General features: G+C 48.7%; 9 protein-coding genes and 3 tRNA genes. 1 reads left to right on the top strand and 11 read right to left on the bottom strand.

What is annotated here, in order from left to right; translation table 11 throughout:
• Positions 1-100 precede the first annotated feature (100 nt).
• Complete coding sequence (locus tag ACN081_RS03500) at positions 101-841, top strand: IclR family transcriptional regulator (RefSeq protein WP_419106970.1); 741 nt, start codon at positions 101-103, stop codon at positions 839-841.
• A 118-nt stretch (positions 842-959) separates the two neighbouring features.
• On the opposite strand, the gene ACN081_RS03495 is transcribed toward ACN081_RS03500, so the two are convergent.
• The 11 genes from ACN081_RS03495 to ACN081_RS03445 all read right to left on the bottom strand — a co-directional run bounded on the left by ACN081_RS03495 (position 960) and on the right by ACN081_RS03445 (position 13,526).
• Positions 960-1,622: a GNAT family N-acetyltransferase gene (locus ACN081_RS03495; RefSeq protein ID WP_419106969.1), complete on the bottom strand. Its 663-nt coding sequence runs from the start codon at positions 1,620-1,622 to the stop codon at positions 960-962.
• A gap of 19 nt (positions 1,623-1,641) precedes the next feature.
• Positions 1,642-3,357, bottom strand: a complete 1,716-nt coding sequence (locus ACN081_RS03490) for a dynamin family protein (protein ID WP_419106968.1) — start codon at positions 3,355-3,357, stop codon at positions 1,642-1,644.
• Between the two features lie 3 nt (positions 3,358-3,360).
• Positions 3,361-5,118 carry a dynamin family protein gene (locus tag ACN081_RS03485; RefSeq protein ID WP_419106967.1) on the bottom strand — a complete coding sequence of 586 codons (1,758 nt, stop codon included), beginning with the start codon at positions 5,116-5,118 and terminating at the stop codon, positions 3,361-3,363.
• A 115-nt stretch (positions 5,119-5,233) separates the two neighbouring features.
• A tRNA-Glu gene (locus tag ACN081_RS03480) sits at positions 5,234-5,306 on the bottom strand.
• Between the two features lie 159 nt (positions 5,307-5,465).
• Positions 5,466-5,538: transfer RNA gene (locus tag ACN081_RS03475), tRNA-Glu, on the bottom strand.
• A 35-nt stretch (positions 5,539-5,573) separates the two neighbouring features.
• Positions 5,574-5,645 (bottom strand) — tRNA-Gln (locus ACN081_RS03470).
• A 223-nt stretch (positions 5,646-5,868) separates the two neighbouring features.
• Positions 5,869-7,386: a glutamate--tRNA ligase gene (gene gltX, locus ACN081_RS03465; RefSeq protein WP_419106966.1), complete on the bottom strand. Its 1,518-nt coding sequence runs from the start codon at positions 7,384-7,386 to the stop codon at positions 5,869-5,871.
• A gap of 64 nt (positions 7,387-7,450) precedes the next feature.
• On the bottom strand, positions 7,451-8,224 hold the full coding sequence (locus tag ACN081_RS03460; protein WP_419103870.1) for a fumarylacetoacetate hydrolase family protein: 774 nt from the start codon (positions 8,222-8,224) through the stop codon (positions 7,451-7,453).
• Positions 8,225-8,283: 59 nt separating this feature from the next.
• Positions 8,284-10,410: a pentapeptide repeat-containing protein gene (locus ACN081_RS03455; RefSeq protein WP_419106965.1), complete on the bottom strand. Its 2,127-nt coding sequence runs from the start codon at positions 10,408-10,410 to the stop codon at positions 8,284-8,286.
• An 11-nt stretch (positions 10,411-10,421) separates the two neighbouring features.
• A complete protein-coding gene (locus ACN081_RS03450) occupies positions 10,422-11,750 on the bottom strand; it encodes a pentapeptide repeat-containing protein (protein ID WP_419106964.1) in 1,329 nt (442 codons plus the stop codon).
• Positions 11,751-11,987: 237 nt separating this feature from the next.
• Positions 11,988-13,526 (bottom strand): pentapeptide repeat-containing protein, encoded by a 1,539-nt coding sequence (locus ACN081_RS03445; protein WP_419106963.1) that lies wholly within the window; start codon positions 13,524-13,526, stop codon positions 11,988-11,990.

The following is a 13,526-nucleotide window of genomic DNA, read 5'->3' as shown; positions in this document are numbered from 1 at the left end:
TTTACCTACACATGCATAAATATCTATCATGGTGCTGATTATGTAACCTCTACTCATGAAGCCCATCGAGCGTCCCCACGCTACACACTTGGAGGAATCCATGACCAACGACACAACACCAGAACTCAAAACATCCTCAGGGGTAGGAGTTCTCGACAAAGCAGCAGCCATCCTCAACCGACTCGAATCTGGCCCTGCATCCCTCTCCCAACTCGTTGAAGCAACCGCGCTCGCCCGCCCCACCGCACACCGCCTAGCAGTAGCACTCGTCCACCACCGACTCGTCTCACGAGACTCCCAAGGACGATTCGCCCTCGGCCCACGTATTGGCGAGCTCTCCTCCGCCTCCGGCGAAGACCGCCTCATCAGTGCCGCCGGCCCTATCCTCAACAACCTCAGAAACGTTACCGGCGAAAGTTCTCAAGTGTACCGCCGTCAAGGAGACTGGCGTGTATGCGTCGCCTCAGCAGAACGCCCCATCGGACTACGCGACACCATCCCCGTAGGAACACAACTTTCCATGAAAGCAGGCTCCGCCGCACAAATACTCACCGCATGGGAAGAGCACTCTCGACTTCTTGAAGGCCTACGCAACGCACGCTTTACAGCCACCATGTTAGCGGCAGTTCGCAGACGCGGCTGGGCACAATCCGTAGGAGAAAGAGAACGCGGCACAGCCTCAGTTTCGGCACCTGTACACGGGCCAACCGGTAAAGTCATCGCCGCTATCTCTATCTCTGGCCCTATTGAACGTCTCACCCGTCAGCCGGGGCGACTCCACGCAGAAGTTGTCTGCCAAGCAGCAGCACAGCTAACCGACGCGCTACGCAACGCCTCCTAAAACACTACGAGACAAAAAACTACGGCACCCCAAGGGCGTATCTTCCAAGAAACTTTCACAAAGGAAAATACACACCAACAGGGGTGCCGTAGCGTTATCAAAAAGTTTTAGCACACCTCTACATATTCGACGAGGTCTCAGGTTGTAGATTCAATTCATAGCCACGCACCTCATGGATACGGTAGCTAAGCCGCTCTAACTCTTCACGCGCCTCACAAGGGGCCTCAAAGTTCAGCGAACGAATATGCGGAAGATACTTCCACGAATCTTCAATACCAGGTAGCAAGTCACTCATCTGTCCCTTGCTCATAAGACCCCGCGCAAACACATTCAAATGCGCGGTAAATTGCTCAAATCCTTGAGCACGATACCAAGAATTCGCAGGCACATCATCTTGAGTCCACGCTTGAATACGAAAAACACCGGCAGCACGTAAACGTCCACACGCAAACTCAAACATTTTCGTGGCAACACCCATCTGCCGGTATTCTGGCAAAACACCAAGATGCCACATCACACCGCCACGCTCCCCCTCGGTGCTACACACTTGCCCAGCAACTTCTTCATACTCAATATCTAAAAATCCCACAACGTGTTCACCACAAGTAGCAACCACACAGACAGCAGGGTTTTCGTAGAGTTCACGGTAGCGGTGTACGTCGTCAAAATAACTGCAATCTAAAAAGGAAAGGAGACGACAACGCACCCAAGAAAGCTCATCACGCTCTTCATATAAGCGGATAGAAAGCTCCTTCGGTAACGTTATCTCTTGTTCAGGCACGACGGCTCCTCAATATTTTTTAGCGTTGCCCCTGCTCTAAAGATTCACAGAACAAGGCATGTCTGCTGACCTCCGAACGTACAGGATCAACAATGTACTCTTCAGAGACATGGGCAATGTTACCAGCAATCTGACGAGACACTTTTCGCGCATAGAACTTCTGCCCTATCCACGAGAAGAAACGCCCCAATAACCCAACACACAAACCCAAACCAACACCGGTCAACACCAATAATGTGGGGAGCGGGAACGGGAACCCTTCCACATAGGGTGGGGCTGGTAAGCGTAGCTGAAAATATCCGGCACACGCTAAAACGGTAAGCCACAGCAGACCAGCAACCGCACTAAAGAGCGCAAGCCACTGCACCATGTTCAGCAGATGCCACCACCACTGTTTTTTCTGAGCCTGATAGTCAGTAGTGGCAATACACCGTTCAAGCGCTTGAGGAAGTTCTTCTTGACGGGAACGAGCCGCTTCACGAATACTATGACTCCACGGCTGCCCAACCCCTTCCGAAACACTATCTGCAAAACGGCGAATCCCCGAACTCATCACTGACTTTTGCGTCTCATTCATCGGTGGCAACGATGAACGGGTGAGCGTTTTCTCTTCACCAGCACGATGCAAGTTGAGTCGTTTGAGAGGGTCTGGTTTGAATTTGAGCATCCAACGGGTTGCAATCCAACCGGTATGTGCGCTTGCGTGCAGTCGATAAGATTTTTCAGCAACTTTCACAACAGCAGGTGCACCACTAGCCTCATAGAGCGCATGATCTAGCAGACGCACACCGGTGCCGGTCACACCGTCGGGGTATCCTCCGCCGTCGTATTCACCAAGTTTTTGGTGGACGGTATCGAGGTCTGCGTCAATACGTTCTAGAGCCGCTGATTTTTCGGCGGCAACTCGCCCAAGCGCCCCGCGTAACGATTCGATACCACAACCGGTTCGTGCCGAGACCGCCAAGGGTTTGCTCAAGAGTGAACGACTCAGCCCGTCTTCTGCAAGCAAACGTTCAAGAGAGTCAAGAACAGCAGGTATTTCTTCAGCATGTAGCTTATCGGACTGGTTCATCACAGCCATCATGACCGCACCGTGTTCTGCCATGGGTGCAATGAACTCGTGGTGAATGACGGCGTCAGCATATTTTTGTGGATCAAAAACCCAGACAAGCACGTCCACGCACCCTGCCATACGTTCCACGATACGGCGGTTCGCTTTTTCGACGGAGTCAAAGTCTGGTAGGTCAAGGAGGATGAGCCCGCCAGAGCGTTTTTCGGTGGCACTTTTACCGATGGCAGAGCGCACTTTATTCCACAGCCCGTGCGATAGCGGAATATCGGCTTGGTTGAGTGCTTGAACAGCATGTTCGGGGTGGGTGTCCATCACAACGCGGTGTTCTACTTCTAGCCAGTTCAGTAGTTGTTCGCTGCCTTCTTCACCCCAGATAGCTGCTTGCGCGGTGGAGGTGGTGGGTCGTCGTGCCGCGCTAAGGGCAATATCTTCACCAATGACGGCATTGAAAAGGGATGACTTTCCCGAACCTGTTGCCCCAAAGAACCCAATGACGGTGTGTTCTGAGGAGAGTTCTCGGCGGCGTTTAGTGCGGTCGAGAACGTCTTGGGCGTAGGTAAGCGTTTCGGGGGCGACCCTTCCGGCGCCTTGTTCTACAGCATGGTTGAGTGCGTCAACTCTAGCGGAGAGTGTGGTCATGTGGTTTTCTCGTGTTGCGGGCATCGTTTAGCGTCCCCTTTTGAGTTCTTGAGCAACCTGCGCAACAGTGTGTGCGGCTTCCTGCACTTCGTCGGTGGGTGCTCCAAGGTGGTTCTCATCAATTTTTTGAATGAAGGTGGTGGCGTGTTCTGAGAAGATTTTTTGGATACGTAGTTCGAGGTTTTTACGTGCCCCTTGAGCCATACGTCGTACGGCGTCTTCTCCGAAGACTGCTTCAAGGAGTTTAGTTCCAACCACACCAGAACCGCCGGCAATACCGGCCTCAATTCCGGTCAGCCCGCCGGTCATAGAGAAGACAGCAACCATGAGAATAACGGCTGCGGCGTTGATTCCAAGGGAGAGGAAGCGGGCGCGTTGCCGTTTGCCTGCGCCTTCTTCTGTCATCATTTTCATGATGTCTTGTTGCCATTGGCGGATTTCTTCGGCAACAGTTGCGGGGAGGTCTTCAGGGAGTTTTCCGAGGTCTTCTCCGGCAAGGAGTGCTCGCCCTGCGCGTTCTTCGTTCCAGCGGCGTTGCACGTTTTCTGCCGCTTGTGCGCTCTGTTCTACGATCACTGAGTGCAAGCCGACTTCGAGTGCTTGTTCAACGACGATGGCTTGGCTGGGTTTTCCTCTGAAGAAGCCTGAGACTCTATCGCGCAGTCGTCCGATACTGGTTTCGATGTTGCGGAAGAATTCTCCGGTGCCAACGAAGTCTTGCCAGCGTGAGAGTACTTCTCCGCGTAGGAGCGCGCCGTCTTGTGTTGATTCGATAACGTTTTTGACGGCTTGAATATAGGAGTCTTCAACTGCGTAGGTAAGTCGTTGAGCGGTGTCGTGTTGTTGTTCTTGGGCGTGTGCGAGGGCTTCGATACGGGTGGCGGCTGTTCGTATCGCTCCTTCGAGGGTTTGTTGTGCGATGCGGGTGCGTTCTTCGGAGTTTGCGCCGAGTTCGCTGAGCCAGTAAATCAGTGGGGTGATGCTCATGCGTGAGAGCATGCCCTGTTCGTCGCGTTCTTGTTCGTTGACGGTTAGTAGGTGTGCTGGGGTAATTCCGGCACGTTGTAGCATGTGGCGGAGGTCTTCTTCAATTTCTTGTTCTGCGCCTTCTGGTACACGGTTGAGTACGACCGCGATGGTGATGTCGCGTGCGGCGGCTTCGGTGAGTAGTTCCCAGGGTACGGCGTCGGCGTAGCGGTTTGCGGTGGTGACGAAGAGCCAGAGGTCTGCGGCGGAGAGCAGTTGTTTTGCGAGTCGGCGGTTGTCTTCGCTGACGGAGTCTACGTCGGGTGCGTCAATGAGGGCGATACCGGCGGGTATGTTCTCTGTTTGGACGGTGTAGATTTGGTCGGTGAGTGTTGGGTCTGCGCCGACGAGTTTTCCGTCGTGGGTTTGGATGCGTTCGAGGTGTGGCAGGATGCGCTCGGGTGTGAGTGCTGGGGCGTCTTCTTCGCGGTGGATGAGGACGGGTTGGCGTGTGGTGGGGCGTATTGCGCCGGAGCGTGTGATGGGTTGCCCGAGGAGGGTGTTAACTAGTGTTGATTTGCCGGCGCCAGTGGAGCCGCCTACGACGACGGTTAGTGGTGCGTCGAGTGTGGCGAGGCGTGGTAGTACGTAGTCGTCGAGTTGGGTGCGTGTTTTTTTCAGTAGTGCACGGTGTTCGTCGATTTCGGTGGTTTCTAGTGGCAGCGTGATGTTTTCGAGTGTGTCTCGTGCTCGGCGCATGGCGTCGAGTTCTGCTGTGATGTTTGGTGCGGTGCGAGGTGTTGTGTTTGTTTTTTCCACAGCTTTATCTTACCGGCTGTTGGGTGTTCTGCTGTGGTTCTTGGGTGGAGGTTTTTTGTTTGTTAAAACATATAAGAAAAACCCTCCAACCATAGGGTTGGAGGGTTTTAGCCTGTGACCCCAACCGGATTTGAACCGGTGTTGCCGCCGTGAGAGGGCGGAGTACTAGGCCGCTATACGATGGGGCCGTATGGTCTGTGACCTACCTGTGTAGTCTACTAGGTGTTTTGTGTTTGCTACAACTCAAACCATCATGAACTGCATCACAGGGTGATAGGTGTTTTGAAGAGTGCTGTTTTGGGATATAGAAAAACCCTCCAATGAGAACATTGGAGGGTTTTAGCCTGTGACCCCAACCGGATTTGAACCGGTGTTGCCGCCGTGAGAGGGCGGAGTACTAGGCCGCTATACGATGGGGCCGAAAATATTTTCTTCCACGAGGGAAGAAAATATCGCTGGGATACCAGGACTCGAACCTAGAATGACGGTACCAGAAACCGTAGTGTTGCCAATTACACCATATCCCATTATGTACTACTCAGATGAACTCATCTTCGCAACGAGTAATAACTCTATACGAGTTTTTCTACTCACGCAAATTAAAGAACATAGACATGTGTCACATTTTAGCGTTGAAAGGGTACACCCCTTCCATAGCAGGAGCGCCCTCACACCAGTATTGGCATGAGGGCGCGCTCCCCTATTGCCCGCACACATTCAGTGCGCCGTGCAATAGGTGCGGTTGCGTTTTTATGCGCTGAGGTCTGTGTGTAAAGCACGCAAACGATTCAACGAAGATTCTTTACCAAGAATCACCATTGACTCAAACAATGGTGGGCTAACACGCGCACCCGAAATGGCGGTACGCAACGGACCAAACGCCAAACGAGGCTTAATCTCAAGGCCCTCAACAATGGCTTCACGAAGCACCTGCTGAATGTTCTCCGCGGTAAAATCTTCGAGAGGTTCGAGCACATCTAGCGCAGCCTGCAACACGGTGGGGGCAGACTCTTTGAGCTGTTTACGAGCGTCCTCAGCAATAGTGACCTGCTCATCAGCAATGAACAAGAACCCGAGCATACCGGGTGCTTCACCGAGCAGCTGCATACGCTCTTGAACCAGTGGTGCAGCTTCGGTCAAAATGTTCTGCTGTTCTGCTGAAAGCTCTGCAAACGTTTCAACAGGTAGCACTCCCCCCGCATGTAGGTATGGGACGAGTCGGTGGCAGAAGTCTTCGGCATCGAGACGGCGAATATGCGTACCGTTAATGGACTCAGCTTTTTTCACGTCAAAACGTGCCGGGTTAGCGAGAACATCTTTAACGTCGAAGTGTTCTACGAGCTGATCAATAGTGAAAATGTCTTCATCGTGTGAGAGTGACCAGCCAAGCAGGGCAAGATAGTTGAGTAGGCCTTCTTTGATGAAGCCGCTATCGCGTAGCAAGAACAGGTTTGATTCTGGGTCTCGTTTAGAGAGTTTCTTATTGCCTTGACCCATCACGTATGGAAGGTGCCCAAATTCAGGGATAAACTGTGCCACACCAACCTGCACGAGCGCACGATAAAGCGCAATCTGACGTGGCGTGGAAGAAAGCAAGTCTTCGCCACGAAGCACATGGGTAATACCCATAAGAGCGTCATCAACAGGGTTAACGAGGGTGTAAAGCGGTTTGCCGTTGGCTCGAACCACCACATAGTCGGGTACGGTGCCGGCTTTGAACGTGATTTCGCCACGTACGAGGTCATTGAAGGTGATGTCTTCATCGGGCATACGCAAACGCAGAACAGGCTGGCGCCCTTCGGCACGGTATTGCTCTTTTTGTTCTTCAGTGAGGTTGCGGTCAAAGTTGTCGTACCCAAGTTTTGGGTCTTCACCGCGTGCACGGCGACGTTCTTCTACTTCTTCTGGAGTGGAGAAATCTTCATAAACGTATCCGCCATCTACAAGTTTTTTGATGACGTCTTGGTAGATTTCTCCACGTTCTGACTGACGGTAGGGTGCGTGCGGGCCACCGACACCAACACCTTCGTCCCATTCGATTCCGAGCCAGTGCAAGGATTCGAGTACTTGGTTGAAGGATTCTTCGGAGTCGCGTGCAGCGTCGGTGTCTTCGATACGGAAGATGAGTTTACCGCCGGTGTGGCGTGCGTACGCCCAGTTGAATAATGCGGTGCGCACCATACCGACGTGGGGTGTGCCTGTTGGTGAGGGGCAGAATCGTACGCGGGTTTCGGCGGGGTTGTTGAGTTTGACGGTCATATCTGTCATGGGGTGTTTTTACAGTTCTTTCTTAGTCGATACAAGATGGTGAATATACCGCGAACAGTGTGTGTTAGCGGCGAACGATGTTAATCAGTGAGCCGATACCTTCGACTTCAATCTCAATTTCGTTTCCTTCGTGCAAGGTGCCAACTCCTTCGGGTGTTCCACTGAGGATGACGTCGCCGGGTAGGAGCGTGAACATTTCAGATGCTGCACAGACGAGTTCGGTGGCTGAGAAAATCATGTCTGCGGTGGTGCCGTCTTGTTTGAGGTCTCCGTCAATCCACGTTTTGATGGAGAGTGCGTCTGGGTCGAGGTCGGTTTCGATCCATGGGCCGAGTGGGCAGGAGCCGTCGAATCCTTTGGCGCGCGCCCATTGCAGGTCGGTTTGTTGTACGTCGCGGGCGGTGAGGTCGTTAGCGACGGTGTACCCGAAGATGACGTCACGTACACGTTCTGGGGTTACAGATTTGGCGATACGCCCAATGATGATGGCTAGTTCCCCTTCGTAGGAGACGTCTTCGGACCATTCTGGCAAGGTGATGGGGTCTGAAGGGCCAATGACGGAAGTATTGGGTTTGAGGAAGAATTGCGGGCTGGTGGGGGTGTTGTTGCCGAGTTCGGTGGCGTGGTCGTGCCAGTTTCGGGCGGCACCGATGATTTTGGAACGCGGAATGATGGGTGAGAGTAGGCGAACGTCTTGAAGCGGGTAGCTGGTGTTAGAGCGTTCGATTCCGCGGTAGAACGGGTCTCCGAGGAGTTCGGTGATGGTTTCTTCTCCTTCGGCGCCTTCTACGACGCCGAAGTGTAGTTGGTCTTCTTTGGTGTATCGAGCAATGCGCATAGTTTATAGGCTACCGCGTTTGGGGCGTGTGCGCATAGTGCTACGAGTTTTGAGGAGGATTATTCTTCTATATCTTTTTGAATTTTTAGGGCTTTTTGGATGAGGTTTTTGAGGTCTTGGTCTTCTTTGCTATGGTCAGACGGACCAAACTGCCAATCTCTCGTTTGGATAGATTCGATGTTCTGAGCTTTCGCCAGTTGCTCAGCGGTAAGTTCTTTTACCTTATAAAGGCGTGCGTTCTGAAGGTCTGCTCCGAAAAGTTTTGCGCCCCTAAGGTTTGCATCTTGAAGGTGTGCATTCTGAAGGTTTGCGTCCTGAAGGTTTGCGTCTTGAAGGTATGCGCGCTGAAGGTGTGCATCCTCAAGGTGTGCATCCTCAAGGTGTGCGTCCTGAAGGTGTGCGTCCTGAAGGTATGCGCGCTGAAGGTGTGCATCCTCAAGGTGTGCATCCTCAAGGTGTGCGTCCTGAAGGTTTGCGTCCTGAAGGTATGCGTCCTGAAGGTATGCGTCCTGAAGGTATGCGTTCTGAAGGTATGCGCCCTGAAGATGTGCGAACCAAAGGTCTGCGGACCAAAGGTTTGCTTCCTGAAGGTTTGCGTTCTGAAGGTTTGCGTTCTGAAGGTTTGCGTTCTGAAGGTTTGCGCGCTGAAGGTTTGCGCCCTGAAGATGTGCGCCCTGAAGATGTGCGCCCTGAAGATGTGCGCCCTGAAGTTCTGCGTCCTGAAGGTTTGCGTCCTGAAGGTTTCTACCTTGAAGGTTTGCGTCCTGAAGTTCTGCACGCTGAAGGTTTCTACCTTGAAGGTGTACGTCCTGAAGGTTTGCGCCCTGAAGTTCTGCACGCTGAAGGTTTGCGCCCTGAAGATGTGCGCCCTGAAGATGTGCGCCCTGAAGATGTGCGCCCTGAAGTTCTGCGTTCTGAAGGTTTGTGCCCTGAAGTTCTGCGTTCTGAAGGTTTGTGCGCTGAAGTTTTGCGCCCTGGAGTTCTGCGCCCTGAAGTTCTGCGTTCTGAAGGTTTGCGCCCTGAAGATGTGCTCCCCTAAGTTTTGCGCTCTGAAGTTCTGCGTCCTGAAGATGTGCTCCCCTAAGTTTTGCGCCCTGAAGGTGTGCGTCCTGAAGTTCTGCGCCGGTCAAATCCGCATGAGATAAATTAGACCCCACAGGAAAAAACACACTCTTAAAGTTCAACCCCGACAAATCAGCATACTGCAAATCAAAAGGCTCAAAAGACTCTTTATACTCATCAGTATCACTGACCTTCGGAAAAATATCAGCAATAACAGAATTCAAAGTCCTTATCTCAAGAAAAGAACGTTTAGCATGCTCTTTTACCTTCTTAGGAAGAAAAGAAGACTGGACTTGAGCACTATTCTTCTGAGCACATTTTTTAGTTTCGGCATTTTCGTCAGGTGCGGTACCAAAAATCAGTTTCAAAATATTTTTCTGCTGAACCTTCCGCTGAGCCTCAATAATTACAGAGTTCTTCCCCAGTAGCCCCCAGTCTTTATATAGCCCTGCTAACTGGAAGTAGCTTGAAGTGCGCACATTCTCATCGGTGCTATGCCTATTTTTTAGAATCTCATGCAAGCACTCATTAAGATCTTTAATCGTCTCGTTATCGCGCCGAGCGTTCTCTATTTTTTGTTCAGCTTTGCGTCGTTTACGTTCTATCTCAGATTGGATGTTGCGGTTTTGTTCATGGTTTTCGTAGTTTACGGCGACTGTTACAAAAACACCGATAGCACCGATAAGACCAGCAAATACAGTAATAATTCCTTGCTGGATATTTGACCACGTTCCATCATATTTTGACCAGATAAGAGTCCAAATACCGATAGAAATAATAAAGGTGAATAGAGGAACTATGTAGTAAATAATTTTACCAATATAGTTTAGTTTTTCTTTTTGCCTTATAAAGAATAATTGTAGAGTACATCCTATAACACCAAGACATATAATCCGAATGTCACTAAACCAAAACTGCCAGTCAGACCACGGTTTTTGATTTTCTCCACCCCTGCTGGAGAATACCCATATTCCCCCTATAAGAATTCCACTAATCGAGGATAGAAACGCATAGAAAATATAAGACAGCTTTATCTTACTAAAAGCCTTTTTTATCCACAGAACAGGGTTCTCTTTGAAGTTTTCGTACTTTTCTTTTATTGTTTTACGAATTTTTTCTACCATGGTTTTATTTTCTACGTATCAGGCTGACTATTTTTACGTTGTTTTTGGATTTCTAAGGCTTCTTGAATGAGGTTTTTGAGGTCTTGGTCTTCTTCGCTGTATTCACCAGTCAACAAATCCCATTTTCGTGTTTCGATAGATTTGATATTCTGCGCTTGTGCAAGCTGTTCAGCAGTAAGATTTTTTACATTGTAAAGGTTTGCGTTCTGAAGTTTTGCATTCTGAAGGTTTGCGTCCTGAAGGTTTGCGTCCTGAAGGTTTGCGTTCTGAAGGTTTGCGTTCTGAAGGTCTGAGAGCCAAAGGTTTGCACCACAGAGGTTTGCGTTCTGAAGTTTTGCATTCTGAAGGTTTGCGTTCTGAAGGTTTGCGTTCTGAAGTTTTGCATTCTGAAGGTTTGCATACTGAAGATCTGTGACCTGAAGTTTTGCGTTCTGAAGGTTTGCAGCCCAGAGGTTTACCTCCTGAAGGTTTGCACCCCAGAGGTTTGCGTTCTGAAGTTTTGCATTCTGAAGGTTTGCGTTCTGAAGTTTTGCGTTCTGAAGTTTTGCGTTCTGAAGGTTTGCGTTCTGAAGTTTTGCGTACTGAAGATCTGTGACCTGAAGTTTTGCGTACTGAAGGTCTGCACCCTGAAGATCTGCGACAATTAAATCCGCATGAGATAAATTAGACTCCTCAGGAAAAAACACACTACCAAAATTCAGCCTCGACAAATCCGCATACTGTAAATCAAAAGGTTCAAAAGATTTCTTGTCTTCATCGGTGTCGCTGACCTTCGGGAAAATATCAGCAATAACAGAGTTCAAAGTCGTTCTTTCAAGAAAAGAACGAGTATTCTTCTTTTGTTCTTGTTCTCCCTGTGGAACAGTACCAAAAATTAGCTTAAGAATATTCTTCTGCTGAATCTTCCGCTGAGCATCAATAATCTCCGAATTTTTCCCCAGCAGTCCCCAGTCTTTATATAATCCTGCTAGTTGAAAGTAGCTTGAAGCGCGCGCATTATTGTCTTCACTATTATGCCTGTTTTTGAGAATTTCATGCAAACGCTCATTGAGGTCTTTAACAGTGGTGATGTTCCGGTTTTGTTCATGGTTTTCGTAGTTTACAGCGAGTGTTGCAAAAGCACCGATAACACCGATAAGACCAGCAAATACAGTAATAATCCCTTGGCGCACGTCACGCCAATGTTCGTTGCCGTCAGCGGTTGCCCAAATAAGCACCCAAATACCGATAGAAATAATAAAGGTGAATAGAGGAATTATATAGTAAATAATTTTTCCAATATAATAATTAATTCGGTCTTTAATGAAGAAAATCAACGATAGCTGCACGATAGACCCCATACCAGCAAGCCACCAAATGCTATCATCACTAGACCAAAACTGCCAGTTAGACCATGGATCTTGACCTTCTCCACGCCTACTAGAGAATACCCATATTCCTCCTATAAGCATTCCACTAACATAAGATAGAAGCAGATAAAAAATATTAGATAACGAGAAGAATTTTTTTCTACTTCTATGGCTATTTTTTCTAGAAGTTTTAGCATTCATATTAGAATTTTCCTGTAGGTATTAGTTCTAAATATTTTTCTTTTGTTTTTGAATTTCTAAGGCTTCTTGAATGAGGTTTTTGAGGTCTTGGTCTTCTTCGCCATGACCAAGCCCAGCGAGATCCCTGCGGATTTCAATAGATTCAATACCATCAGCCTGAGCAAGCTGCTGAGAAGTAAGCGCTATAGCTTTATAAAGGTTTGCATCCTGAAGTTTCGCGCACTCAAAATCTGTATATTGTAAGGATGCCTCTTCGAAGATTGCACCGCGAAGGATAGCATTGTGAAAAACTGCGTACCAAAGGTGGGCACCTTGAAGATCTGCATCCTTAAGGTTTGCGTCCTTAAAGATTGCGCGGTCTAGGTTTGCGCCGCATAGGTTTGCAGATTCAAGATTTGCACCCTTAAGGTTTACATTCGAGAGGCTTACACCCTCAAAGTTTGTTTGTTGAAGGATTGCACCGGTCAAATGCGCATTAGATAGATTAGACCGCTGAGGAAAGAATACTTCACTAAAAGTCAGCCCTGACAGATTAGCATACTGCAAATCAAAAGGCTCAAAAGACTCCTTATCCTTGTCATAAATATTCGGAAAAATATCAGCAATAACAGAATTCAAAGTCGTTATCTCAAGAAAAGAACGTTTAACATGCTCTTTTACCTTCTTAGGAAGAAAAGAAGACTGGAATTGAGCACTATTCTTCTGAACATATTTTTTAGTTTCGGCGTTTTCGTGAGGTGCGGTACCAAAAATAAGCTTCAAAATATTCTTCTGCTGAACCTTCCGCTGAGCCTCAATAATTGCAGAGTTCTCACCCAGTAGCCCCCAGTCTTTGTACAGCCCCGCTAGTTGAAAGTAGCTCGAAGCGCGTACATCATCATCGCGATCATGCCTATTTTTGAGAATTTCATGCAAACGCTCATTAAGATCTTTAATCGTCTCGCCATCGCGCCGCTCTTGTTCTGTTACATATTGTTGTTCTCGCAACTTACGCTGCTCTTCAAGCTGTTTTTCTACATTTTCTGCTTGAGAGATACGGTTTTCTTCATGATTTTTATAATTGACTGAAACCGTTGCGAGAACACCTACCGCGGCAACAAGACCCGTAAATCCAGTGATAATCTCTGAGCGCACATCACGCCACTGTTCATCGCCACCATAAGTTGCCCAAATGAGCACCCAAACACCGATAGAAATAATAAAGGCAAATAGAGGAACTATATAGCAAATAATTTTACCAATATAGTTTAGTTTTTCTTTCTGACTTATAAAGAATAATTGTAGAGCAAAACCTATAACACCAAGACATACGACACGAATGTCACTAAACCAAAATTGCCCGTCATACCGTGATGTTTGATTTTCTCCACCCCTGCTGGAGAATAACCATATTTCTCCTATAAGAATCCCACTAATTAAGGATGGCAACGCATAGAAAATATAAGACAGCTTTATCTTACTAAAAGATTTTTTTATCCACAGAATAATATCCTCTTTAAAAGTTTTAATCTTACCTTTAAAGTTTTCGTACTTTTCTTTTATTGTTTTACGAACTTTTTCTAACAT

The sequence above is a fragment of the Rothia sp. P13129 genome (assembly GCF_048512865.1).
GTDB lineage: Bacteria > Actinomycetota > Actinomycetes > Actinomycetales > Micrococcaceae > Rothia.
Note: the sequence above shows the minus strand (reverse complement) of the source record. Positions and strands in the feature narration are given on the sequence as shown.

Coding starts and splice junctions, on each gene's coding strand:
- ACN081_RS03490 (WP_419106968.1), bottom strand. CDS start 3,357: ATGCCCGCAACACGAGAAAACCACATGACCACACTCTCCGCTAGAGTT.
- ACN081_RS03445 (WP_419106963.1), bottom strand. CDS start 13,526: ATGTTAGAAAAAGTTCGTAAAACAATAAAAGAAAAGTACGAAAACTTT.
- ACN081_RS03455 (WP_419106965.1), bottom strand. CDS start 10,410: ATGGTAGAAAAAATTCGTAAAACAATAAAAGAAAAGTACGAAAACTTC.
- ACN081_RS03450 (WP_419106964.1), bottom strand. CDS start 11,750: ATGGGGTCTATCGTGCAGCTATCGTTGATTTTCTTCATTAAAGACCGA.
- ACN081_RS03500 (WP_419106970.1), top strand. CDS start 101: ATGACCAACGACACAACACCAGAACTCAAAACATCCTCAGGGGTAGGA.
- gltX (WP_419106966.1), bottom strand. CDS start 7,386: ATGACAGATATGACCGTCAAACTCAACAACCCCGCCGAAACCCGCGTA.
- ACN081_RS03460 (WP_419103870.1), bottom strand. CDS start 8,224: ATGCGCATTGCTCGATACACCAAAGAAGACCAACTACACTTCGGCGTC.